The organism is Variovorax sp. V116, from assembly GCF_041154435.1.
In the GTDB taxonomy this organism is placed as follows: domain Bacteria; phylum Pseudomonadota; class Gammaproteobacteria; order Burkholderiales; family Burkholderiaceae_C; genus Variovorax; species Variovorax paradoxus.
Map to the genome: position 1 here is coordinate 3,642,249 of NZ_AP028661.1, position 22,572 is coordinate 3,664,820.

The following is a 22,572-nucleotide window of genomic DNA, read 5'->3' on the forward strand; positions in this document are numbered from 1 at the left end:
GCCTCAGCCGGGCACGGCGCCCGCCGGCACCGCCACCGCGCGCGCCGGGATCGGCACCGACATGACGATCGATGTGCGCGTCTCGCCCAGGTGGTTGATGCTGCTCACGAAGGCCTCGAGATGCTCGATGTCCCGCGCGACCACCTTCAGCACATAGGAATCCTGCCCGGTGACGTGAAAGCACTCGAGCACCTCGCGCCGGCCGTCGAGCAGCTTCAGCAGCCGGGCCTTGTCGGGCTGCGCGGTCGTGATGCCGATCAGCGCCGTTACCGTGTAGCCCGCCTTGCGCGGCGGGACCACCGCGCGGTAGCCCTCGATCACGCCGGCCTCCTCGAGCCGCTTCACGCGCTCCGAGGTCGAGGGCACGGACAAGCCCACCTGCCGCGCCAGCGCCGTCAGCGAGGTGCGCGCGTCCTGCTGGAGCGCGTCGAGGATTTGCCAGTTCTTGGAGTCGATTTCCATGAATCTAAGGTGCAGTTGGGAATTTCACTTCCGATTTCAGGCCAGGCACGCTGCGCGCCTGAATTCCGTCATTCTCACCATGAAGGTGGCGCCGAACAATCGAAGGCATGGACTTTTCTCTTTTCCTCAAGGCCCTGGTCATCGGGCTGTCGATCGCCGCACCCGTGGGCCCCATCGGGCTGCTCTGCATCCAGCGCACGCTCGCGCACGGCCGTGCCATCGGTTTTCTCAGCGGCCTCGGCGCCGCGCTGGCGGATGCGTGCTACGGCGCCATTGGCGCGTTCGGCGTGTCGGCGGTGATCTCGTCGATGGTGGCGGCGCGCGTGCCGCTGGCGCTCGGCGGCGCGGCCTTCCTGGCATGGATGGGCGTGCAGCTGCTGCGTGCGCCGGCCGCCACCCAGGCCCGCGCCGCGCAGGACGCTGCCACGCCGCTGAAAGCCATGCTGTCGGTGTTCATGCTCACGCTCGCGAACCCGATGACGATCCTGTCCTTCGTCGCGGTGTTCGCATCGATCGGCACCGGGCATGCGAGCAGCGGCAGCGGCGCTGCCGTGACGATGGTGGCGGGCGTTTTCCTCGGGTCGGCGATATGGTGGCTGGGCCTGTCGACCGTGGTGTCGATGGTGCGGCACAGGCTCGGTGCGCAGGTGCTCCAGTCCATCAACCGGCTGTCGGGCGCACTGCTGCTGGGCTTTGCGGTGTTTCAGCTCTCGGCGCTGCTGTCGCGCTGATCCGCATGACGGCGCCGGCGCAGCGGCGGGCGCTCGAGGTAGGTGAACGCCCGCAGCAGCCACTCCGCCGGGCCGTAGGCGAAGCGCTGCATCCACCAGTGGCTCAGCGCCAGGTTGCCCGCAAAGATCGCGAAGGCAATTGCAAACGTGGCCAGCGGCCCGACGGTTCCGATCCAGCGCAGCCCGTAGGCCAGAAAGATCCACGCGCAGGCCGCCGATTGCAGCAGGTAGTTCGACAACGCCATGCGGCCCGCGGGCGCCAGCAGCTGCGCCAGCCACCGGCCGCGCCGGCCCTGGAACACCAGCAGCAGGCCGGCCGCATACGCAGCCGACAGGAACGGCGCCGTCAGCAGCGTGAGCGCGAGGCCCTGGATGTCGCGCACCGGGTCGTTCAGCCGCAGGGTCGGCCAGGCGTAGGCCAGCGCACCCGGCAGGCCGAGGGCAAGCCCCCACCAGAACACGCGCCACCACAGCGTGCGATGCGCTTCGGCCTGCGCGAGGAGCCCGCGCTTGCCGGCGATGAAGCCCGCAAGGAACATGGCCAGCGCCTCGGGCGCCTGCACCAGCGCCGTGATCCACCAGGTCTGCGAGAGATCGCGCAAGTGCTGCACCACCACCATGGCGGGCGTGGCGCGGTAGGCGGCCAGCGCCGCGGCGGCTTCGGCGTAGGCCGCCTGCGTGGCCATCAGCATGTCCATGTGCGTGTACATCTGGCCGACGGCGGCCCACAGCAATGAAGTGAGCAGCACCAGCGCGATGGCCGCGCACGCCAGGAACACATCGCCGCGCCTGCGCAGCATGAGCAGCACGGCGCCCAGCACGGCGTACGCGGTGAGGATGTCGCCGTAGTAGAGCAGCACGGCATGCGCCACGCCGAGGACCCACAACCCGAAGTGCCGCCGCACCATGCGCGGCACGAAAGGCTTGCCGTCGCGCTCGGCCGCGCGCATCTGCAGCGTAAAGCTGTAGCCGAACAGGAACGAGAACAGCAGGTAGAACTTGCTCTCGAACACAAGGGCCCGCACGAACGAGGCGCCGCGGTCAGCCGGCGAGACGGCCATCGGATCGGGAATGCCCAGGCCGTAGTAGGTCGATGCAAAGCTCGCGATGTTGACCACCAGGATGCCCAGCAGCGCAAAGCCGCGCAGCGCATCGACCATCTGCTGGCGTTCGCCCGGAGCGGTGTTCATGCGGGTTTCCCGATGCCGGCATTGGCCAGGTTGCCGCGCGCCGCGGCCGCGACGATGCCGCGGATCGCCTCGACCAGCAGCCGCGCGCCCTCGCCCGCTTCGCCGCCGCGCCGCACCGTGAAGCCCACCGGCCCTTCGGTGCCCGAGGTGTCGATGGCCACGCGCTTCAACGCGCCCTGTGCAATCAAGCCCTCGACGGCACCCTGCGGCGCAAACCACACCGCATCGCAGCGCTGCAGCAGCCCGACCACGAAGCTGGTGTCCGTCGCCTCCACCAGCCGGCTGGGCAGCGCCATGCCCTGCGCGATCAGGAAGGCATCGGCCGTGTGCCGGATCAGCGTGCCCGAGACCGGCAGCACCAGCGGATGGGCGGCCAATGCATCGAGCGTGGGCCTGCGCCGCGCGGCGAGCGGATGGCCGGGTCGCACCACCAGCAGCAGCGGTTCGCTGTAGAGCTGTTCGAACGCCAGGTCGGCCATGGCCGAGGCTTGCGCGAGGCGGCCGAGCACCAGGTCGATCTCGCCCTGGCGCAGCTGCGTCATCAGCTGCGCATTGGTGCCGCTCACCACGCGCACGCGCAGCGCCGGGTGCGAGGCATACAGCCGCGCGACGGCCTCGGGCAGCAGGTTGGCCGCCATGTTGGGCAGGGCACCCACGGCCACGCGCAGCTGGTCGGCTTCGGGCTGGTCCATGGCCAGGCCCATGCCTTCGCGCAGTCCGCGCAGCGCGGAGACGGCATGGCGCACCAGCACCTCGGCCGCCGGCGTGAGCTCGACGCCGCGGCGGCGGCGCAGCAGCAACTGGCGCCCGACGATCTCCTCGAGTTCGGCGATGGTCTTGGACACCGCGGGCTGCGTGAGCGCCAGGGCCTTGCCCGCGCGCACGAGGTTGCGCTCCTGCGCCACCATCACCAGGCATTGCAGGTGGCGCAGCTTGAGGCGTGCAAAGTTGTTCATGGCTGACATGGGTGTCTTCCCTGTGGAGCGGCCATCCAAATATAACCAGAAGGAATAGCTGGCAGAAGAGCTTTCAGTTGTGCGGGCCGCTTCCGCCTTCTAGAGTGGCCCCCGATACGGAGACAAGCAAAGACATGACCACCGGTTTCTCGAAGAAGAACGCCCCGGGCGCATCGCGCCGCCTGGCCCTTGCCGCCGCCGCCTGCGCTGCGCTTTGCCTCGCGCTCGGCAGCCCGGCCGCGCATGCCGACGCGGCCTACCCCGCCAAGCCGGTGAAGTTCATCACCAACTTCCCGGCCGGCGGTCCGCTCGACATCCTCGGCCGCGCGCTGGGCGACGTGCTGCAGAAGGAGCTCAGGCAGCCCTTCGTGGTCGACAACAGGCCGGGCGCCGGCGGCAACATCGGCGCCGACCTCGTCGCCAAGAGCCCGCCCGACGGCTACACGGTGCTGCTGAGCATCGACAGCACTTTCACCATTAACCCGCACCTGTACGCGTCGATGCCCTTCGCGGCCAGGGACCTGAAGCCGCTGATGATCTTCAGCTCCTCGGGCCTGAGCTTCGGCGTCGGGCCCGCCGTGAAGGCCAGGACGCTGCCGGAATTCATCGCCCAGGCCAAGGCCGAGCCCGCCACCTTCAGTTCCGCCGGCAACGGCAGCCCGGGCCATCTTGCGGCCGGCATCTTCTCGACCGCGACCGGCGCCCGGATCACGCACGTGCCTTACAAGGGCAATGCGCCGGCCGTGATGGCGCTGCTGGGCGGCGAGGTGCAGGCCGGCATCCTCGCCACGCCGGGCCTGCTGCCGCAGGTGCAGGCCGGCAAGCTGCGCGCACTGGCCGTGACCGGCCGCCAGCGCTCGCCGCTGCTGCCCGAGGTGCCCACGGTGGGCGAGCTCGGCCTGAAGGACCTGGAATTCGAGGTGCTCTACCTCGCAATGGTGCCGGCCGCCACGCCCGAGCCCGTGGTGCAGCTGCTGCGCCAGTCGCTGCAGAAGGCGCTGGCGCTGCCCGAGGTCAAGGCGCGCCTCGCTTCGCTCGACATGGTGGCGCTCGGCGAGACCGGCGCACCTGCGGCCGAGCGCCTGGCAGCCAACCAGGCGCGCTACGGCCGCATCGTCAAGGCGACCGGGATGAAGGTGGACTGATGCCGCCCGCGCCGCGGCGCCCGCGGTCGGCCTTGGGCAGCACGGCCTTTTGCACCATGCGCTCGGCCTGCGCCTGCAGGCGGTCCAGGAATGCGTCCAGGCGCGCCGCGTCTTCCTTGTCGAGCGCTTCCATCAGCTCGGCGTTGATCTGGGTGACCAGCGGAAAAAGCTCCTCGTACAGCGCCTGCCCGCTCTCGGTCAGGCCCAGCAGCACCTGCCGCCGGTCGCCCGCGCGGGCCACGCGCGAGACCAGCCGCTTTTCGACCAGCGAACCGGTCGTCTTGGAGGTGCGGGCGCGGTCGAGCTGGGCGTGCTCGGCCAGCTGCGAGGAGCCCAGTTCGCCGCGGCTCGCGAGCACCGCGATCAGCCGCCACTCGCGCCGCGTGATGCCGAAGCGGCCCTCGCACAGCCGGATCACCATGCTGCCCGCAACCCCGATCAGCCGCGCGAGCCGGTACAGCAGCAGGTCGTCGGGCGAACGGCGCGGCACGGTCATTCGGGGTTAGTCCGGGGGATGGTTGATTAGATCAATCGAATGTAGCGTCTCTAAAGTCCTTCGGGATCCAACGCCAACCCTATAAGACCCCGGAGACACCGCCCCATGCCCCGCACGCCCCTTTCCTTGAGCCTCGACCGCCGCCGCGCACTTGCCGCGCTGGGCGGACTCGCCCTGGCACCCCTCGCGCTCGACGCGCAGGCCCAGGTTTTCAGGCCCGGCCAGCCGATCAAGGTGCTGATCGGCGTGCCCGCCGGCGGCACGCAGGACGTGCTGACGCGCGCCATCGCGCAGCAGGTGCGCGATGCGCTGGGCCCGCTCATCATCGACAACCGCGCGGGTGCGGCGGGCCGCATCGCGGCCGAAACCGTCAAGACGGCCGCGCCCGACGGCCACACGCTGCTGCTGGGAACGGCCAGCATGATGACCATGTTCCCGAGCGCATACCGCAGCCTCTCGTACGACCCGATCAAGGATTTCGTGCCCATCATCAACGCGGCGCGCTTCGAGCTGGCGCTCACCGTCCACAAGGACGTGCCCGCCAACACGCTGGCCGAATTCATCGCCTGGGCCAAGGCGCAGGGCGACAAGCTGAGCTTCGGCTCCTACGGCGCGGGCACGCCTTCGCACTTCCTTGGCGAGATGCTCAACCGCGCGGCCGGGCTCAAGATGGTGCACGTGCCCTACCGCGGCTCCACGCCCGCGCGGCAGGACCTGATGGGCGGCACCGTGCCGGTGTACTTCGACACCGTCGGCGGCGCGCAGCAGATGCTGCCCACGGGCCGCGCGAAGGTGCTGGCCACCAGCGGCGAGAAGCGCTCGCCGCTCATGCCCAACCTGCCCTGCTTCGTCGAGGCCGGCTACAAGGACGTGGTGGCCACCGCCTGGTTTGCCTACTATGCGCCGCTCAAGACGCCGCAGCCCGTCATCGACAAGCTGCGCGCCGAATTCACCCGCGCCGTCAATGCCCGCGAGGTGCGCCAGCTGCTGCTGCAAAACGGCATGTACCCGATCGCCGACGGCAGCGAGGCCTTGCTCAAGACCATGCGCGAGGACACCGCGCGCTGGGCGGGCATCATGAAGGCCGTGAATTTCCAGGCCACCGACTGAACGACCGAACGAACGAACCGAGGAGGAACCCCCACATGCCCAAGACCGCCCCCATCACCCGCCGCCTTGCCGCGCTGCTTGCCGCAGCCGGCTTCATGGCGTCCATCGCCGCCGTGCCCGCCAGCGCGGGCGCACAGGCGCTCGACAGCCCGCTGCACATCGTCGTCGGCTACGCGCCCGGCGGCGCCACCGACCGCGTGGCGCGCATCGTGGGCGACAAGCTCGGCGCGAGGCTGGGCGTGCCGGTCGTCGTCGACAACAAGCCCGGCGCCGGCGGCCGCCTGGCCGCGCAGCAGGCCAGGAACACGCCTGCCAGCCAGAACGTGCTGATGCTCGCCAACCCGGCCGTGATGGTGGTGGCGCCGCTCGTCTTCAAGGACAACAACTACGACCCCGAGCGCGACTTCGTGCCCGTGTCGCACGTCAACAGCTACAACTTCGCGCTGTCGGTGTCGCCCACGCTGCCGGTGCGCGAACTCAACCACCTGCTGGCGTGGATGCGCGCCAACCCCAACCAGGCCAACGTGGGCGTGCCGGCCACCGGCAGCCTGCCGCACTTCTTCGGACTCATGGTGGGCGAGAAGGCCAAGGTGCAGACGCAGGTGATCGGCTACCGCGGCTCGGCCCCGCTGCTGAACGACCTGATCGGCGGCCAGGTGCCCATCTCGGTCGACACCGAGGACGTGGTGCTGCCGCTGCACGACACCGGCAAGCTGCGCATCCTGGCGATCTCGGGCGACAAGCGCTCGCCCTTCGCGCCGAACATCCCGACCTTCAAGGAAGCCGGCCTCGACCTGGCCGCCACCGGCTGGAACACCTTCTTTGCGCCGGCCAGCATGCCCAAGGCCAAGGCCGAGCGCCTGGCCGCCACCATCCGCGAGGTCATGCAGGATGCGGACACGCAGCGCAAGTTCAAGGACGCCGGCATGACGCCGGTGGTGAGCACGCAGGCGCAGACCGCGGCGATGCTCAAGGCCTACAAGGCGCAATGGGCGCCCGTGGTGCAAAAGTCCGGCTACCAGCCCTGACCTTTCCAAAAGACATGACCAGACCCAACATCATCTTCATCGTGGCCGACGACCTCGGCTATGCCGACCTCGGCTGCTACGGCGGCCGCGACGCCGCCTTCGGCCCCGTGTCGCCCGTGCTCGACGGCCTGGCGGCCAACGGCCTGAAGCTCACGCAGGGCTACTCGAACTCGCCCGTGTGCTCGCCCACGCGCTTTGCGATGATCACCGCGCGCTACCAGTACCGGCTGCGCGGCGCGGCCGAGGAGCCCATCAACAGCAAGAGCCGCGGCAGCACCACGCTCGGCCTGCCGACCGAGCATCCCACGCTGCCTTCGCTGCTGAAGGCCGGCGGCTACCAGACCGCGCTCATCGGCAAGTGGCACCTGGGCTATCCGCCCACCTTCGGGCCGCTGCGCTCGGGCTACGACGAGTTCTTCGGGCCGATGTCGGGCGGCGTCGACTACTTCACGCATTGCGACTCCACCGGCCGCCACGACCTGTGGTTCGGCGAGGAAGACAAGCAGGAAGAGGGCTACCTCACCGACATCCTTTCGAAGCGCGCCGTCGACTACGTGGAGCGCATGGCAAAGCAGGACGCGCCCTTCTTCCTGAGCCTGCACTACACCGCGCCGCACTGGCCCTGGGAAACGCGGGACGACGCCGACAAGGCGCCGCTCGTGAAGGACAACCTGTTCGACCTGGCCGGCGGCAACATCCACGTGTACCGCCGCATGATCCATCACATGGACGAAGGCATCGGCTGGATCATGGCCGCGCTGCGCAAGCACGGCATGGCCGACAACACGCTGGTGGTGTTCACCAGCGACAACGGCGGCGAGCGCTTCTCCGACAACTGGCCGCTGGTGGGCGGCAAGATGGACCTGACCGAAGGCGGCATCCGCGTGCCATGGATCGCGCACTGGCCCGCGGTGATTGCCAAGGGCGGCGAGAGCCGGCAGCTGTGCATGACCATGGACTGGTCCGCCACCATGCTCGATGCGGCCGGCGTCAAGGCCGATGCGGACTACCCGCTGGACGGCGTGTCGCTGATGCCCGTGCTGAAGGACGCCAGGCACAGCTTCCGCCGTCCGCTGCACTGGCGCATGAACCACCGCGGCCAGCAGGCCATGCGCGACGGCGACTGGAAGTACCTGAAGGTCGACGGCAACGAGTACCTCTTCAACATTCCGGCCGACGAGCGCGAGCGCGCGAACCTGGGCAAGAAGGAGCCGCAGCGGCTCGCGGCCATGCGGGAAGACTGGCTGGCCTGGAACGCAACCATGCCTTCAATTCCGGAGGATGCGACGGTGAGCCTGGGCTACTCGGTCAAGGACATGCCGCAGCGCTGAACCCAGGCGAGGGAACGGGCGGACCCGCCGCCGCGTCCCTTCGCCGATCCTTCACCTGTTCACGCCAAGCGAGGCCCTGCGAGCAGAAGCGGCCAGCTCGGACGCGGAGGCAGCGCCCGCCTCCAGCGAACACCATGCGGCCGCGGGCTTGCCCGCCTCGAGCGAACACCATGCCGCTGCGGGCTTGCCCGCCTCGAGCGAACACCATGCGGCTGCAGGCTTGCCCGCCTCGAGCGAGCACCATGCGGGCGCATCCTTGCCCGGCGCGTATCGGGCTGCGGCCGCCGGCTCGCCGAATTCCTCGGCGGTCAGGCGCTGCATCTCCAGGAAGGCCGCCTGCAGCGCCTTGGCGTCTTCCTCGCCGCGCAGGCCGAGGTACGGAAAGTGGTGCAGGAAGTAGCCGAAAGTGGTTTCGCAATCGGCCGCGTACTTTCTCGTGTCGAGGATGTGCATGTGCCAGAAGCGGTCGACGTCCTGCTCGGGAGCGAGCGTCAGCTCGGGGTGCCTGGCGTGCAGTATCAGGTAGCGTTTGTAGGCCACCTCCATCTGGTCCGCGTAGCCGGCCGACCAGCCGTAGCCGTCCTCTTTGCGGCAGGCCTTGAACTTGATCGGCGTGAGGTCGATCGCCTCGATGGCGGCGATCGTCTGCTCCAGTGTCTTGCGCTGGGTGGAATGGATCATGAATGCTCCTGTGAAGTTGCGGGAAGGTCCGAGCGAACGTGCCCGGTGACGATTGCTTCAGGAACTCGGCCGTCAGGCCGCCTCCGATGGAGCAAACTGGTTGCGCAGGTGGCGCGCCATGAAATTGCGCACCTCGTCGGCAGGCACGGGCTTGCACAGCCAATAGCCCTGGGCCTCGTCGCAACCGTGGCTGCGCAGGTAATCGAGCTGGGCCGTGGTCTCGATGCCCTCGGCGACCACTTTCATCCGCAGCCCGTGGGCCAGGGTGATGATGCCGTCGATGAGCGCCCGCGCGTCGGCGTCCTGCGACAGGTCGTTGATGAAGGAGCGGTCGATCTTGACCGTCGACAGCGGGAAGTGCTTGAGGTAGGAGAGCGAGGAATAGCCCGTTCCGAAATCGTCGATCGCAAGGCCGACGCCCATGTCCCGGATCGCCCTGAGCAACTTCGCCGCATGCTCGGGATTCGCCATCACCGCGCCTTCGGTGATCTCCAGCTCCAGCAGCGACGGCTCCAGCCCCGAGGCTTCCAGGACAGCCTGGATGTCGGCGATGAGCGTGCGGCTTTCGAATTGGCGCGGCGATAGATTGACGCTCATCAACACCTTCGGCAAACCGTATTTCTGCCACGAACGCGAATCGGCGCAAGCCCTCTCCAGCGCCCATTTGCCCAAGGACACGATCAGGCCGAGTTCTTCGGCGATTGGAATGAACTGCACCGGCGGGATCATGCCCAGGATCGGATGGTGCCAGCGCATCAGCGCCTCGACACCGACGATGCGCTGGGTCTGCAGATCCATCTTCGGCTGGTAGTGCATTTCGAGCTCGCCACGCTCCAAGGCATGGCGCAGCGCGCTTTCGAGCATCAGCTGTTCGGTATTCTGCGCATTCATCTTCGCGGCGTAGAACCGGAAGGTGTTGCGGCCTCTTTCCTTGGCCCGGTACATCGCCGTATCGGCATTTTTCAAGAGCGCTTCGGCGTCTGCGCCGTTGTCCGGATAGATGCTCACGCCGACGCTGGCGCTGACGTGCAGTTCGCGCCCCGCGAGGAAGAAAGGCTCGGCGCAGCAGGCCAGCACTTTTTCGGCGAGCCCCGCGGCATCGTTTGCGCTGGACAGGTTCTCCAGGAGCAGCACGAACTCATCGCCACCGAAACGCGCCACGACATCCGCCTCGCGCAGCAGCGCCGTGAGGCGCTCGCCGCAGATCTTGATCATCTCGTCGCCCACGCCGTGGCCCAGCGTGTCGTTGATGTGCTTGAAGCGATCCAGGTCGACGAATATCACCGCGAACTGCTTTTGATGGCGGTTGCTGCGCTTGATGGCGCGAGCAAGCTCGTGTTGCAGCGCAGCGCGGTTGAACAGGCCGGTCAGTCCGTCGTGGCTGGCCATGAAACGAAGGCTTCTCTCCGCCTGCTTGCGCTGCTTGTACTGGGCGATCTGCAAGGCGATCACACGCAGCGACTCCTGCGTCTGGGCGTCGATGGCGTACGGATTGGAGCCAAGGAGCTCCAGCGCCGTGATCGAATCGGTAACGGCCATCGGCACGACGATGCCGACGGCCAGCCCGGCCTCGCGGGCCATCGCATCGCGCGCGAAATGGCCCGGAGCCGCCAGCACGTCGATTTGCACGATGCCGCCGGTTTTCCAGGCGCGGCCCAGCGAGCCTTCGTCGGCCCGGTATTCGAACGACCGGCTGTCGGAGGCGAATTGCCGCACCGCCGGGGGAATGTGGTCGGCATGCCAGGCGGCGGCGCAGCGAACCACGCCGTCCTCGCCAACGCTCCACAACGCGCCGCAGTCCCAGCGCAGGTCGGTGCACAGGGCTTCCAGCGCTTGGGTGATCACCGTCTCGGCCCTGCCATCGCCGGCAAGCAGCCGGGCAATCCTGTATTCGAGCCCCTGGCGCAACGCATCCTTGCGCGGCCGCGTGGCGTCGCGCACGGTGCCGCGCACCATCGTCTTTCCGTCTTCTTCGGCCGACTGCGCGATGACGTGGAGCCAGCGCTCGGTGCCGTCGGGCAGGCACAGGTGATGCTCGAATTCGCTGCGTTCCATGGACCGGGAGGCCTGCGCGATCTGCTGTTCGACCGCGGGGCGTTCTGCGGCCGGAACACGCGAGAGCAGCGCGGGCAGCTCCGGCCGCAAGTGGCCGGCCTCGAAGCCCAGGATGCGCCGGGCTTCTTCGGAGCACTGCAGGGCTCCGGTTTCGGGATCGAGGATCCAGCTGCCCAGGCTTGCCAGGTGCTGGGCCTCCTCCAGCTGCCGTTCGCTCGTGCGCAGGTGGCGGGTCATCTCGTTCGCCAGGATCTGGGCTCGGCTGCGTGCGGTGGTCAACGAAAAGACGATGCCGGCAAGCAGCATGCTGGTGGCCAGGCCGCCAAGGACGATGAACCACGGGATCGCCTTGTCGAGCGGGCCGAAGACCTGGTTTTCGTCCTGGCCGACTTCCACGAGCCAGGAGTGGCCGCCCAACTCGAAGCCGAGCATGCGCTCCAGGCTGCGCGCAGGTGCGGCAGCGGGCCTGGCCAGGGCCGCGCTGTCGAACAGCAATTGCCGTTCGCCGAACGAGGCCGTCGTCACGAACCTGGTCTCGACCCGTGTCCCGATCGCTCCCCGGCTCGGCCCGGCATCGATCAGGCGCAACCGGAGCGTCCTCATGGCGTCGGTACCCACCACGTCGCTCAACATCCCTGCGACGCTGAAGCCCGAGCCGACCGAACCGATATAGGCACTGCGCCGCTGTTCGAGCGTATCGAGCGGTTGCCCGGGGCGGTAGACCGGCAGCCGCATCGCCAATCCGATGTCGGACTCGCGGCCCGCGATGCGGACCTTGCGGCCGGACGTGACGAGCCCGCCGGTGTCGCGCCCCTGCTCGAGCGCGTCTCCCCTGTCGGGCATCGCGCCCAGGTCATTGCCGAGCAGCCTCTCGTTGCCGGCCTGCGGTTCGATGTAGATCAGCGGGTAGTACGTGTCCCGCTCACCGGGCGGCTTGATGGCGAAGCTGGAGGCAACGCCGGTGTCGAGGCTGGCATCGCGGCGGACCTGTTCCTCGAAGGCCTGCCTGTCGTTGACCGTGATGCGGGGCGCATAGTTGACGGCCTGGAAACCGGGGTAGGCGCGCGCCAGGTCCAGCCCCGCGACGTAGTCCCTGAAATCGCTTCGCGTCACGGTCTCGGAGGTGTTGAATCGCGCACGCAATCCGATCAGGACGGCAACGTAGTCATCGAAGCGGGCCTCGACCTTGCGCGCCAGATCGAAGGCGGTGGCGTCGAAGCGCGCCTGGGCGCTGCGCCCGATCTCCTGGCGGGCGGAGACGCCGAGGGCGATCGACAGCACCGTGCCAGCCGCGAAAATCACCAGCGGCAAGCGAATCCTGACCCAGATGGACGATGACATCGGATTTGATCCTGTCGTCGGCACAGGCCGGTCGGTTCCGTGTGCAGCAGCGCGGCACGACAGAGAACGCAACAGGTTGTATCGTCCGCGAAATATATATGGCCGGAGCGAGAACGTCACGCGATTTGTCTCGACAAGGGTGAGAGCACGGGAAAACCATGCTGCGCGCCGCGGCCGCGGGCCGTGTTGAGATGGATCAAACACCCCGCGGAGAAACATCTACTTACGCGCCCGGGGTAGCCACCGCGCGGACCAGCGCGCAGCCGCATCGGTGTTGCAGGAAGTCTGCAACCAGGCCGCGGGAACCGGCCCGATTCCGAAGACATCAACATGTAACACTAAGGTTGCAGGACAATCCCGGGCAGCAAAAAACTACAGCCCGAGATCGCCATGACCCTGGACGAACTGTTTACCGACAGCCACTTGCTTCCCACGGTGCCCAAGGTGGTGTTCGATCTCATCGAGCTCCTTCGCAACGAGGACGCCGCGGTTTCCGTGGTGGCACGCAAGATCGAGCTCGACCAGGTGCTGACGGCCCGCGTGCTGCGCATGGCCAATTCGCCGTACTTCGGGCTGCGCCGCAAGATCCTGTCGATCCAGGACGCGATCCAGCTGCTGGGCTTCTCCTCGATCCGCTCCCTGGTGGTGAGCTCCGGCCTCACGGGCACCTTCCGCAAGGTCGAGGGCGTGAACCTGCCGGCCTTCTGGTCGCACAGCCTGCGCGTGGCCGCCGTGGCCCGCTATCTCGCGGGCAAGACGCGCCGTGTGGACCAGAGCCTGGCCTTCACGGTCGGCAGCATGCACGCCATCGGCCACCTGATCATGGCCGGCGCCATGAAGCAGCCGATGGCCGAGCTCAACGCCGCGCACCCCTTCGACCGCATGGGACGGCTCGAGGTCGAACGGCAGAAGTTCGGCTTCCATTACGGCCAGGTCGGCGCCCGGCTGGCCGCCCGCTGGGAATTCGCGCCCGAGTTCGTCAGCGCCCTGTCCTCCTTCGCCAACCCGATGGAGGCCGAGCAGGTCGACCCGCTCGCCAGCGTGCTGCACCTGGCGGTCTGGCGCGTCGCGCTGGAACGCGAAGGGCTGCGCATCGGCGACGCGCAGCATGTCTGGCCGGCCCAGCCGGCGGACGCGATCGGCCTGTCCGAAGACGTGATGCAGGACATGCCGGCACCACGCGAGCTGGCGTCCGACCTGGAATCGATGATCGCCTGATCACCGCGGCGGGCGCCCCGCCCTCGCTCATTCACAGCTAAGTCTTCTGCCTTTCGACTGACACGGGGCAAACCTAGATTCGTTCGCGGCCCCCAGTGCCGACGCAGCGCCGCGCCGCGCTGCGTCATGCCCTTCCACGTCGAAAGAACGAATTGAAAAAAGCCATTCCAAACATCAGATCCGGCTTGCTGTACCCCACTCTGAGCATGCTCGCAGCCTCGCTGCTGGCCGCGTGCGGAGGCGGCAGCCACGGCGCCGGACCGGCAGCCTTCCTGCCGCCGCCCGCGAACCAGGCCAGCAGCACCACCTTCAGCGGCGTCCTCACGGCCAGCGCCTTCAAGCCCGGCAGCAGCACCGACCCGGTGGTCACGCCGGGCTACTACGCCGGCGCCACCGTCTGCGTGGACAGCAACGGCAACGGCCGCTGCGACAGCGGCGAGCCGGCCGCGGTCACCGATGCCAACGGCAAGTTCAGCCTGTCGCTGTCCGGCGCGTCGGCACTCATTGCCGACATCGGCACCAACGCCAGGAACACCGCGAGCAACACCAACGTGGCCACGCGCGAAGTGCTGCGCGTCATGCTCGACCAAGTGCAGGAACAGGGCACGGCCGTGGTGGTCAGCCCGCTGTCCTCCGAAGTGGCGCGGCTGGTCGAGGCCAACGGCACGAGCTATGCCGCCGAGAAGCAGAACCTGGCCGCGCGCCTGGGCGTGCCTGTCGGTTCCCTGCTCGGCGACGTCAACGCCGCCAGCGGCGCCGTGCAGGCCGCCTTGCTCAATGAAGCCAATGCGCTGAACAACCGCTTCGCCTACGCCACCACCAAGCTCGACCGCGGCGACAAGTTCCCCGACGCGCTGGCCAACCCCGGCGGCGATCCGCGCCTCGCAGGCATGGCCGGCGTGACCGCGGCCACGGCGAGCGTCGCGGACAACCGCAAGCCCATCACCTTCCTGCAATCGCAGCAGGCGGCGTTCAATGTGGAGGGCATTCCGCGCTACGACAACATCTTCATCGTGATGCTCGAGAACAAGGCCACGATGTCGATCCTGAACTCGGCCTATGCGCCCAAGATCAACGGCTACCTGAAGGCCGGCAACCAGCTGGTGAGCTACTACGCCACCGGCAACCCGAGCGAGCCCAACTACACGGCCCTGGGCGGCGCCGACGACTGGGGCATCACGGACGACAGCCAGTGGAACTGCGACGCCACCGGCGCCAACGCCGTGCAGGACCTGCCCGTGCCCGACAACACCCAGCCGGGCCTGGCCAAGTCGCCCTTTGCAGCCACCTGCACGCAGGCCGCCGCGGTGAACCACAACATCGTCGGCAGGCCGAACCTGTTCAATGCGATCACCAATGCCGGCCTGACCTGGCGCACCTACAGCGAATCGATGAACCCGGGCCAGGACTTCCGCACCGACAGCGTGGCCGATGCCGCCGTCACCGCCAAGGACAACGTCTACGCGCCGGGCACGCTGGGCGGCAACACCACGGCCATTGGCGACGCCACGCTCACGCTGCCGCTGCCGGGCGGCCTGTACAAGACCAAGCACCACCCCGGCATGGCCTACCAGAACGTGCGCAGCGCGCCCGAATGGAAGTACAGCAACCGCACCATGGGCGGCGGCCAGTGGGACGCGGCGCTGAAGAACAGCACCGACTACGCCATTCCCGCCAGCTACGACTACGACCAGCTCGGCACCGACCTGGCCAGCGGCAACGTCGGCAACCTGAACTTCCTGGTGCCGGACCAGTGCGACGACATGCACGGCATCAGCGTGAAGGGCGCAGGCGGCGTCGGCACCGCGAGCGACTGCGCCAGCGTGGCCAACAACGTGTCGACCAGCGCCGTCTCGCCGATCATCACGCGCGGCGACAACTACGTCGACTACACGGTCAAGCGCATCCAGGCTTCGCCGCTGTGGCAGAACCCGCAAAAGCGCGTGGCCATCGTGCTGATGTTCGACGAGGGCAGCGCCACCAGCGGCTTCAACTCCTGCTGCGGCTGGAACGTGTCGAACAGCACGGTCGCCAATCCGGTCAAGCAGAACGCGGACGGCAGCTGGTCGGTGGACGCGAGCATCAACAACTACACCAAGGGCAACCGCGGCCACGGCGAGAGCATCTTCGGCATCCTGACCAACCAGGCTGGCGCGCCCAAGGGCGTGTCCGACAGCGATGCCTACAGCCACTTCTCGTTCGTGCGCACGCTGCAGGACATGTTCCAGCTGGCCGACCCGGCGGTCGACGGCACGTACATGAACCGCTCGAAGTACACCGAGGCTTTCATCGCCCAGAACATCGTGAACCTGCCCGAATACGCAGGCAGCGCGGACACGCACTTCGACAGCGTGCGGCCGATCAACCATGCCTTCGTGATTCCGGCGGGCTACACGCAGAAGCAGTCGGGCGACGTGTCGACCACGGCGCAGGTCGGGCCGGACGCCAACCAGCTCAATGTCTGGTCGCTGAAGCAATGAGGCTGCGCCGTTCAGGCCCGAAAGGGCCGGCGGCGGCGGCGCGCGCGGGTCGGCTCGCGCTGGCGGCGCTCGGCGCGGGCGCGTTGCTGGTTGCATGCGGCGGCAGCAACGGCAGCGGCTCTGCCGCCGTGCCGCCGGGTGCGGTTGCGGCCGCCGCGGCTGCCGGTGCCGCAGCGACGCCGCCCGCGCTCTCCAGCACGCTGAGCCTTGCAGCGCAGGTGGGCCAGAAGATGTTCTTCGACAAGAACCTCTCGGGCTCCGGCGCCATGTCCTGCGCAAGCTGCCACGACCCGGCGCATGCGCACGCGCCGGCCAACGGTCTTTCGGTGCAGCTCGGCGGCCCGCACATGGACCGGGCCGGCCTGCGCGCCGTGCCCTCGCTGCGCTACAAGGACGTGACCCCGCCCTACGCCGACCTGCTGGACAACCCCGACGGCGTCAGCGTGCCGGGCCCTGGCGGCGGGCTGGCCTGGGACGGCCGCGCCGACACGCTGGCCGCCCAGGCCCGCATCCCGCTGCTCGACCCGCTCGAGATGGCCAACGCCAGCAGCGCCGACGTGGTGAAGAAGCTCCAGGCCGCCGACTACGCCCCGCTCATTGCCAAGGCCTTCGGTGCCAAGGCCTTCGACGACAGCGACGCGGCCTTCGCCAATGCCCTGCAGGCCTTGCAGGCCTACCAGCTCGAGGACAAGAGCTTTCATCCGTACAGCAGCAAGTTCGACCTGTACGCGGGCAACAAGATCGGCGGTGCGCTCACGCCCGCCGAAGGGCGCGGCCTCAAGGTGTTCACCAATCCGAACACCGGCAACTGCGCCTCGTGCCACTACCAGGGCGCGGGCCTCGGCGGCAGCTCCGCGCTGTTCACCGACTTCTCCTACGAGGCCATCGGCGTGCCGCGCAACGCCGGCATTCCCGCCAACGGCAACCTGCAGTATTTCGACATGGGCGTGTGCGGCCCGATGCGCACCGACCACGCGCCGGCCGCGCCCAGTGCCGCGAACGGCTTCTGCGGCATGTTCAAGGCGCCGACGCTGCGCAACGTGGCAACGCGCACGGCCTTCTTCCACAACGGCGTGATGCATTCGCTGGAACAGGTCGTCCGCTTCTACAACACGCGCGACACGCAGCCCGAGCTCTGGTATCCCACCGTGGGCGGCACGCCGAAGGCGAAGAACGACCCCGGCTTTCCGGCCTACGGCCTCGTCACCACCCAGTACACGGGCGGCAAGGTGCAAAAGTACGACGACCTGCCGGCTGCCTACGCATCGAACATCGACACGCAACTGCCGATGGACGGCCGCGCCGCGGGCTCGGCGCCCCCCATGTCCGAGCAGGACATGGGCGACCTGGTCTGCTTCCTCCACACCCTGAGCGACGCGGACACCCAACCCGCGGCGCCCGCGAAGCCCGGTGCCTGCGCCAACTGATCCCTTCTCCCTCTTCCATGAACAACAACAGAAAAATCCCCACGGCACTGGCTGCGGCCGCGCTCGCCATGCTCGCCGCTTGCGGCCCGCAGCAGCCCCAGGCCAATCTGCAGGACCTGACCGCCGCGATGAACACCTACCTCGCGGCCAAGGGCGACCTGTGCCTGGGCAAGACCCGCTGGCCCATCGACGTGCCGCAGCGCGAAGCCGGCACGCGCGCGCGCAACGCCGTGCAGATGCCGGTGCTGGAGCACCTGGGGCTGGTGAGCGCGTCCACGGCCCAGGTCGGGGAAGCCAGGGAAGGCGAGCAGCCCACCCAGGTCACCGTCACGCGCTATGCGCTGACCGACGAAGGAAAGAAATACTTCCACGCGCGCGAGCCGCAGGGCGATTTCTGCGCCGCCCACCTGACGCTCGACAGGATCGTGGGCTGGGAAGCGGCCAAGGACGCGTCCGCCGTCGCCGTCACCTACACCTACAGGATCGATGCCGCACCGTGGACCGGCGATGCCGACGCGCAGAGGGTCTTTCCGATGGTGGACCGCGTGGTGCGCGGTGCCGGCACGATGCAGCTCAAGCAGAACTTCAGGCGCACGCCCACTGGCTGGGCTGCAGAGGGCATCTGACCCGATGGATGCCGTGCTGCGCTTTTCGCCCGCGCTGAGCGACTGGGTGCTGCACAACCTGCGCCAGGGCTGCACGCCCGCGCAGGTGGTGCAGGCCATGCGCACGCAGGACATGCCGCCTGATGCGGCCAAGGCCATCGTCGACGCCTTCGTGTTCGCGCTGCGCACCGCGGGCCCCTTGCCGACCGATTCGGTCACGGTGGCGCCGGCCTACCGCCACGAAGCATCGCGGCTGCCGCCGGGCGCATCGATCCGCACCGCGGACCGCATTGTGCGCGTGGCGGCGCGCGCGGCGCAGCCGGCCCTCGCGGTGCTGAGCGACGTCTTCAGCGCCGAGGAATGCGAGGCGCTGATCGCACTGGCCCGGCCGCGGCTCGCGCCCTCGACCAGCGTCGATCCGCTGACCGGACGCAACCGCTTGGGGGCACAGCGCAGCAGCCTGGGCATGTTCTTCCGGCTGCGCGAAAACGCCTTCGTCGCGCGGCTCGACGAACGCCTGTCCGAACTCATGAACCTGCCGGTGGAAAACGGCGAAGGCCTGCAGGTGCTGCACTACCCGGCCGGCGCGCAGAGCCTGCCGCACTTCGATTTCCTGGTGCCGTCGAACGCCGCCAACCAGGCCTCGCTGCAACGCAGCGGCCAGCGCGTGAGCACGCTCGTGGCCTACCTCAACGAGGTGGAAGAAGGCGGCGAAACGGTGTTTCCGGAGACGGGGTGGTCGGTGTCGCCGCAACGCGGCGGCGCGGTGTACTTCGAGTACTGCAACAGCCTCGGCCAGGTGGACCACGCATCGCTGCACGCGGGCGCGCCCGTGCTGAGCGGAGAGAAGTGGGTGGCGACCAAATGGATGCGGCAGCGGCGCTTCGTGGCCGCCGCCCAGGCGCCGCGCCCCTGAGGGCAACGCGCCCCTCGGGGCATTCGGATGCGTATCGGTTTGACTTTTATTTAGATATATCTAAAATAAGTCAGATACACATCGAGAAGGCATCGATCATGCGACATTTCCGCTTCGGCCACCACCACTCTCACCACTGCCACTCTCCGCGCGGCGAACACGAGGACGGCCTCTCGGGCGGCCGTGGCCGCCACGGCGGCGAAGAGCGCATGCACGGCGGAGGCCGCGGCGGACGCGGCGGCGGACGGGTGTTCGGCCATGGCGGCCTGCGCTTCGTGCTGCTGCAGCTCATCGCCGACAAGCCCGCCCATGGCTACGAGCTCATCAAGGCTATCGAAGACCGCCTGGGCGGCAGCTACGCGCCCAGCCCCGGCGTGGTCTACCCCACCCTCACGCTGCTCGAGGAGATGGGCTACCTGAGCGTGGAGATGGCCGACACCGGCGGGCGCAAGCGCTACAGCATCACCGCCAGCGGCCGGGAATTCCTGGCCGCCAACCGCGACACGGCCGACGCCATGATGGCCCGCATGAGCGGCGGCGTCGACGGCGCCGGTCCGCGCGGCGGCCGCCCGCCGCAGGTCACGCGCGCCATCGAGAACCTCAAGCTCGCGATGCGCATGCGCCTCTCGGGCACCCCCCTCACCGAACAACAAGCCCACGATTTCGCCGCGGTGCTCGACAGCGCCGCTCAACAGCTAGAGCGCATCTGAACTTCTTCTTTTTTTGAAATGACCGACTTCACAACCACTTCTGCTTCCACCACACCCGACCGCACGCCGCAACGCGTGCGCCACGAGCTTCGCTTTCGCCAGCTCACGGTCAAGACCGTGCAGCGCGTGACACCGCACCTGATCCGCATCACGCTGACGGGCGACGACCTCGCGGGCTTCACGAGCCCGGGTTTCGACGACCACGCCAAGATCTTTTTCCCCGATGCCGTGACCGGCCAGCTCACGCTGCCGACCGTGGGGCCCGACGGCCCGGTGTGGCCCGCGAGCGGCCGGCCCACCATGCGCGACTACACGCCGCGCCGTCACGACGCCAGCGCCAACACGCTGGAGCTTGACTTCGCGCTGCACGACGCCGGCCCCGCCACGCAATGGGCCGAGCAGGCCAAGCCCGGCGATGTGCTCGGCGTGGGCGGCCCGCGCGGCTCGTTCATCGTGCCGACGGCCTTCGACTGGCACCTGCTGATCGGCGACGACACCGCCCTGCCCGCCATTGCGCGGCGCCTGGCCGAGCTGCCGGCCAGTGCCCGGGTGGTGGTGCTGGCCGAGGTCGACAGCAAAGCCGACCAGGTTCCGTTCGAGACGAAGGCGCAACTCACGCTGAAGTGGGTGCACCGCAACGGCGCCGAACCGGGCCTGAGCCCGGTGCTGATCGATGCGCTGCGGGCCATGGCGCTGCCGGCCGGCGACTTCCACGCCTGGGTGGGCTGCGAATCGGCGATTGCGAAGGCCTTGCGCGCGCACCTCGTGGGCGAACGCGGCGCCAACCCCAAGTGGATTCGCGCCTCGGGCTACTGGCGGCGCGGTGCGGTGGCCACGCACGATACGCACGACGAGTAAAGCGCCTTGGTATTGCTCCTTCCCCTCCCGGGGGAAGGTTGGGATGGGGGCGAGCGGCACTTGCAAGGCCGCCGATGCTTGATACGCCGCCAGCCCCCACCCCTGCCCTCCCCCGGAAGGGGAGGGAGAAAGAAAAGGCTCAGAGCCAGCCCGCGCGCCTGAACCGGTAGTAGAGATAGCTGCAGGTGGCCGCAATCAGCACCAGCGCCACCGGATACCCATAGCGGAATTTCAGCTCCGGCATGTGCTCGAAGTTCATGCCCCAGATGCCCGCGAACGCGGTGCACACCGCAAAGATGCTGGCCCAGGCAGCCAGCCGCTTGGTGACTTCGCTCTCCTCGATCGTGACCATCGAGAGGTTCACCGAAATGGCCGTGCCGATGGTGTCGCGCATGGCGTCGATCGAGCCGTTGATACGCACCAGGTGGTCGGCCACGTCGCGAAAATATTCCTGCGAACTCATGCAGATCTGCGGCACCCGCCCGCCATGCAGCTTGCCCGCCGCCTCGGCCAGCGGCGCCACCGCGCGCTTGAGGATCATGCTGCGCCGCTTCAGGTCGTACAGCTGCTTGATCTTGTCGCGCGCCGCACCGCCCTGCGTGAAGATCTGCTGCTCGATGGATTCGAGCTCCACCTCGAGCGCATCGATCACCGGAAAGTAGCGGTCGACCACCGCATCCATCAGCGCATACAGCACGAAGCCCGCGCCATTGCGCAGCAGCTCGGGCTCGCGCTCGCAGCGCTCGCGCACGCCCAGGAAGCCCTGCTGGCTGCGGTTGCGCACCGACAGCACGTAGTTCTTGCCGACGAAGACGTCGACCTCGCCCACGTTCACGCAGTGCTCGCCCTCGGCAGAGGGCTCGACCAGGTGCATCACGACGAAGAGCGAATCGCCGTATTCCTCGACCTTGGGCCGCTGGTGGCCGTGCTGGGCGTCTTCCACCGCGAGCGGATGCAGGTTGAACTCCTCCTGCATCTGGGCCAGCTCCTGCGGCGTGGCGTCGCTCAGCGCCACCCAGACGAAGCAGCCGGGCCGGGAGATGTACTCGCTGATGTCCTCGACCGGAATGTCGGCAAGCTTGGCGCCGTTCTCGTAGGCCACGCAGTTGATCAGCATCGGTACTCGTCCATGGTCGGTCTGGAAGGAAGCGGGTCAGGCCACCGCATCCGGATTGGAAGCCGCGGCCAGCTGCGCGGTGGCCGCCAGCGCGGCCTCGATGGCCTCGGTCTCGCGCCTGAGCAGGGCGAGCCCCTTTTCGGCAAGCGCGCTGTGGCTTGCCACGTCGGCCCACAGGCTCGCGGCGGCTTCGGCGCATGTCAATGAGGTGAAGCGGATGCGGCCCTTTGCCAGGTCGGCGAAGCGTTTCTCGCGCAGCGGGTCCGCCCGGTCCCAGGCGCCGCCGATGAGCACGCGCCGGCCGCGCTTGATGCGGGGTTCGCGCTCGGCAAAGAAAGGCAGCCTGGCGGCCACCCAGCCCGGCAGCCCGGAGTCCAGCGCGGTGTCGAAGGCCGTGGGGGCGGTGTGCGTCTTTGCAAAGCCGCGCAAGGTGCCCATCTGGTACAGCACCGGGTCTTTCGCGCCGCCTTCCACCGGCTTGATGATGGATGCGCCATTGCCTGCCCGGCCGTCCGGCCGTTTCGACTTGCGCAGGTCGGCGAGCTGGGCCGGCGGCATGCAGAGGTACAGCGCGGCGAGTTCTGCGGGCACGGTGGCGGTGTCGGGCAGCGCGTCCGCTTCGGGGCCTTTGAATTCATCCGGGTGGACCATGGGCGCCTTGTTTCTTTCGCGCGGGGTTCGCGCCGGCGGATTTTAAAGGTGGGGCGCCGGCCCG

The 22,572-nt window shown here is 68.4% G+C and carries 20 protein-coding genes; 12 read left to right on the forward strand and 8 right to left on the reverse strand.

Features of this window, described 5'->3' with window-relative positions; translation table 11 throughout:
* Window positions 1-3: 3 nt before the first annotated feature.
* On the reverse strand, window positions 4-462 hold the full coding sequence (locus tag ACAM58_RS17320) for an Lrp/AsnC family transcriptional regulator (protein ID WP_012748664.1): 459 nt from the start codon (window positions 460-462) through the stop codon (window positions 4-6).
* Between the two features lie 107 nt (window positions 463-569).
* On the opposite strand from ACAM58_RS17320, the gene ACAM58_RS17325 reads away from it, so the two are divergent.
* The gene (locus tag ACAM58_RS17325; protein ID WP_012748665.1) at window positions 570-1,193 is read left to right on the forward strand and encodes a LysE family transporter; all 624 of its coding nucleotides are present in this window, start codon (window positions 570-572) and stop codon (window positions 1,191-1,193) included.
* Here the strand turns inward: ACAM58_RS17325 and ACAM58_RS17330 are convergent.
* Complete coding sequence (locus ACAM58_RS17330; RefSeq protein WP_012748666.1) at window positions 1,166-2,383, reverse strand: DUF418 domain-containing protein; 1,218 nt, start codon at window positions 2,381-2,383, stop codon at window positions 1,166-1,168. The two genes, ACAM58_RS17325 and ACAM58_RS17330, sit on opposite strands and share 28 nt — an antisense overlap.
* Window positions 2,380-3,348, reverse strand: coding sequence for a LysR substrate-binding domain-containing protein (locus tag ACAM58_RS17335; RefSeq protein ID WP_012748667.1), 969 nt, complete (start codon window positions 3,346-3,348; stop codon window positions 2,380-2,382). Before ACAM58_RS17335 ends, ACAM58_RS17330 begins: the two co-directional genes overlap by 4 nt.
* Before the next feature lie 125 nt (window positions 3,349-3,473).
* Here ACAM58_RS17335 and ACAM58_RS17340 point away from each other — a divergent pair, with 125 nt between their 5' ends.
* The gene (locus tag ACAM58_RS17340) at window positions 3,474-4,484 is read left to right on the forward strand and encodes a tripartite tricarboxylate transporter substrate binding protein (RefSeq protein ID WP_012748668.1); all 1,011 of its coding nucleotides are present in this window, start codon (window positions 3,474-3,476) and stop codon (window positions 4,482-4,484) included.
* Here ACAM58_RS17340 and ACAM58_RS17345 read toward each other — a convergent pair.
* Complete coding sequence (locus ACAM58_RS17345; protein WP_369663145.1) at window positions 4,456-4,980, reverse strand: MarR family winged helix-turn-helix transcriptional regulator; 525 nt, start codon at window positions 4,978-4,980, stop codon at window positions 4,456-4,458. The two genes, ACAM58_RS17340 and ACAM58_RS17345, sit on opposite strands and share 29 nt — an antisense overlap.
* Before the next feature lie 105 nt (window positions 4,981-5,085).
* On the opposite strand from ACAM58_RS17345, the gene ACAM58_RS17350 reads away from it, so the two are divergent.
* Genes ACAM58_RS17350 through ACAM58_RS17360 form a run of 3 tightly spaced genes read left to right on the forward strand, consistent with a single transcriptional unit; the run spans window position 5,086 to window position 8,449 of the window.
* A complete protein-coding gene (locus tag ACAM58_RS17350) occupies window positions 5,086-6,090 on the forward strand; it encodes a Bug family tripartite tricarboxylate transporter substrate binding protein (protein WP_369663146.1) in 1,005 nt (334 codons plus the stop codon).
* Between the two features lie 35 nt (window positions 6,091-6,125).
* Window positions 6,126-7,118, forward strand: a complete 993-nt coding sequence (locus tag ACAM58_RS17355) for a Bug family tripartite tricarboxylate transporter substrate binding protein (RefSeq protein WP_012748671.1) — start codon at window positions 6,126-6,128, stop codon at window positions 7,116-7,118.
* Between the two features lie 14 nt (window positions 7,119-7,132).
* Window positions 7,133-8,449: a sulfatase-like hydrolase/transferase gene (locus ACAM58_RS17360; RefSeq protein ID WP_012748672.1), complete on the forward strand. Its 1,317-nt coding sequence runs from the start codon at window positions 7,133-7,135 to the stop codon at window positions 8,447-8,449.
* 51 nt (window positions 8,450-8,500) lie between these two features.
* On the opposite strand, the gene ACAM58_RS17365 is transcribed toward ACAM58_RS17360, so the two are convergent.
* The gene (locus ACAM58_RS17365; protein ID WP_012748673.1) at window positions 8,501-9,130 is read right to left on the reverse strand and encodes a hypothetical protein; all 630 of its coding nucleotides are present in this window, start codon (window positions 9,128-9,130) and stop codon (window positions 8,501-8,503) included.
* Window positions 9,131-9,202: 72 nt separating this feature from the next.
* On the reverse strand, window positions 9,203-12,526 hold the full coding sequence (locus ACAM58_RS17370; RefSeq protein ID WP_369663147.1) for an EAL domain-containing protein: 3,324 nt from the start codon (window positions 12,524-12,526) through the stop codon (window positions 9,203-9,205).
* A gap of 390 nt (window positions 12,527-12,916) precedes the next feature.
* Here ACAM58_RS17370 and ACAM58_RS17375 point away from each other — a divergent pair, with 390 nt between their 5' ends.
* From ACAM58_RS17375 to ACAM58_RS17405, 7 genes are all read left to right on the forward strand, one after another.
* Window positions 12,917-13,744 carry an HDOD domain-containing protein gene (locus ACAM58_RS17375; RefSeq protein ID WP_012748675.1) on the forward strand — a complete coding sequence of 276 codons (828 nt, stop codon included), beginning with the start codon at window positions 12,917-12,919 and terminating at the stop codon, window positions 13,742-13,744.
* Window positions 13,745-13,950: 206 nt separating this feature from the next.
* Entirely contained in the window at window positions 13,951-16,224 is a 2,274-nt protein-coding gene (locus tag ACAM58_RS17380; RefSeq protein ID WP_012748676.1) for an alkaline phosphatase family protein, read from the forward strand.
* Window positions 16,221-17,651, forward strand: coding sequence for a cytochrome c peroxidase (locus tag ACAM58_RS17385; RefSeq protein ID WP_012748677.1), 1,431 nt, complete (start codon window positions 16,221-16,223; stop codon window positions 17,649-17,651). Before ACAM58_RS17380 ends, ACAM58_RS17385 begins: the two co-directional genes overlap by 4 nt.
* A gap of 17 nt (window positions 17,652-17,668) precedes the next feature.
* Window positions 17,669-18,277 carry a hypothetical protein gene (locus ACAM58_RS17390; RefSeq protein ID WP_012748678.1) on the forward strand — a complete coding sequence of 203 codons (609 nt, stop codon included), beginning with the start codon at window positions 17,669-17,671 and terminating at the stop codon, window positions 18,275-18,277.
* 4 nt (window positions 18,278-18,281) lie between these two features.
* Window positions 18,282-19,172, forward strand: coding sequence for a 2OG-Fe(II) oxygenase (locus ACAM58_RS17395; RefSeq protein ID WP_012748679.1), 891 nt, complete (start codon window positions 18,282-18,284; stop codon window positions 19,170-19,172).
* A gap of 98 nt (window positions 19,173-19,270) precedes the next feature.
* Window positions 19,271-19,882 (forward strand): PadR family transcriptional regulator, encoded by a 612-nt coding sequence (locus ACAM58_RS17400; RefSeq protein WP_369663148.1) that lies wholly within the window; start codon window positions 19,271-19,273, stop codon window positions 19,880-19,882.
* 18 nt (window positions 19,883-19,900) lie between these two features.
* Window positions 19,901-20,740 (forward strand): siderophore-interacting protein, encoded by an 840-nt coding sequence (locus ACAM58_RS17405; protein WP_012748681.1) that lies wholly within the window; start codon window positions 19,901-19,903, stop codon window positions 20,738-20,740.
* A 139-nt stretch (window positions 20,741-20,879) separates the two neighbouring features.
* Here ACAM58_RS17405 and corA read toward each other — a convergent pair whose 3' ends face one another.
* Together corA and ACAM58_RS17415 are read right to left on the reverse strand one after the other, a co-directional pair.
* Entirely contained in the window at window positions 20,880-21,857 is a 978-nt protein-coding gene (gene corA / locus ACAM58_RS17410; protein WP_012748682.1) for a magnesium/cobalt transporter CorA, read from the reverse strand.
* A 36-nt stretch (window positions 21,858-21,893) separates the two neighbouring features.
* Window positions 21,894-22,508 carry a hypothetical protein gene (locus ACAM58_RS17415; protein ID WP_012748683.1) on the reverse strand — a complete coding sequence of 205 codons (615 nt, stop codon included), beginning with the start codon at window positions 22,506-22,508 and terminating at the stop codon, window positions 21,894-21,896.
* Window positions 22,509-22,572: the final 64 nt, after the last annotated feature.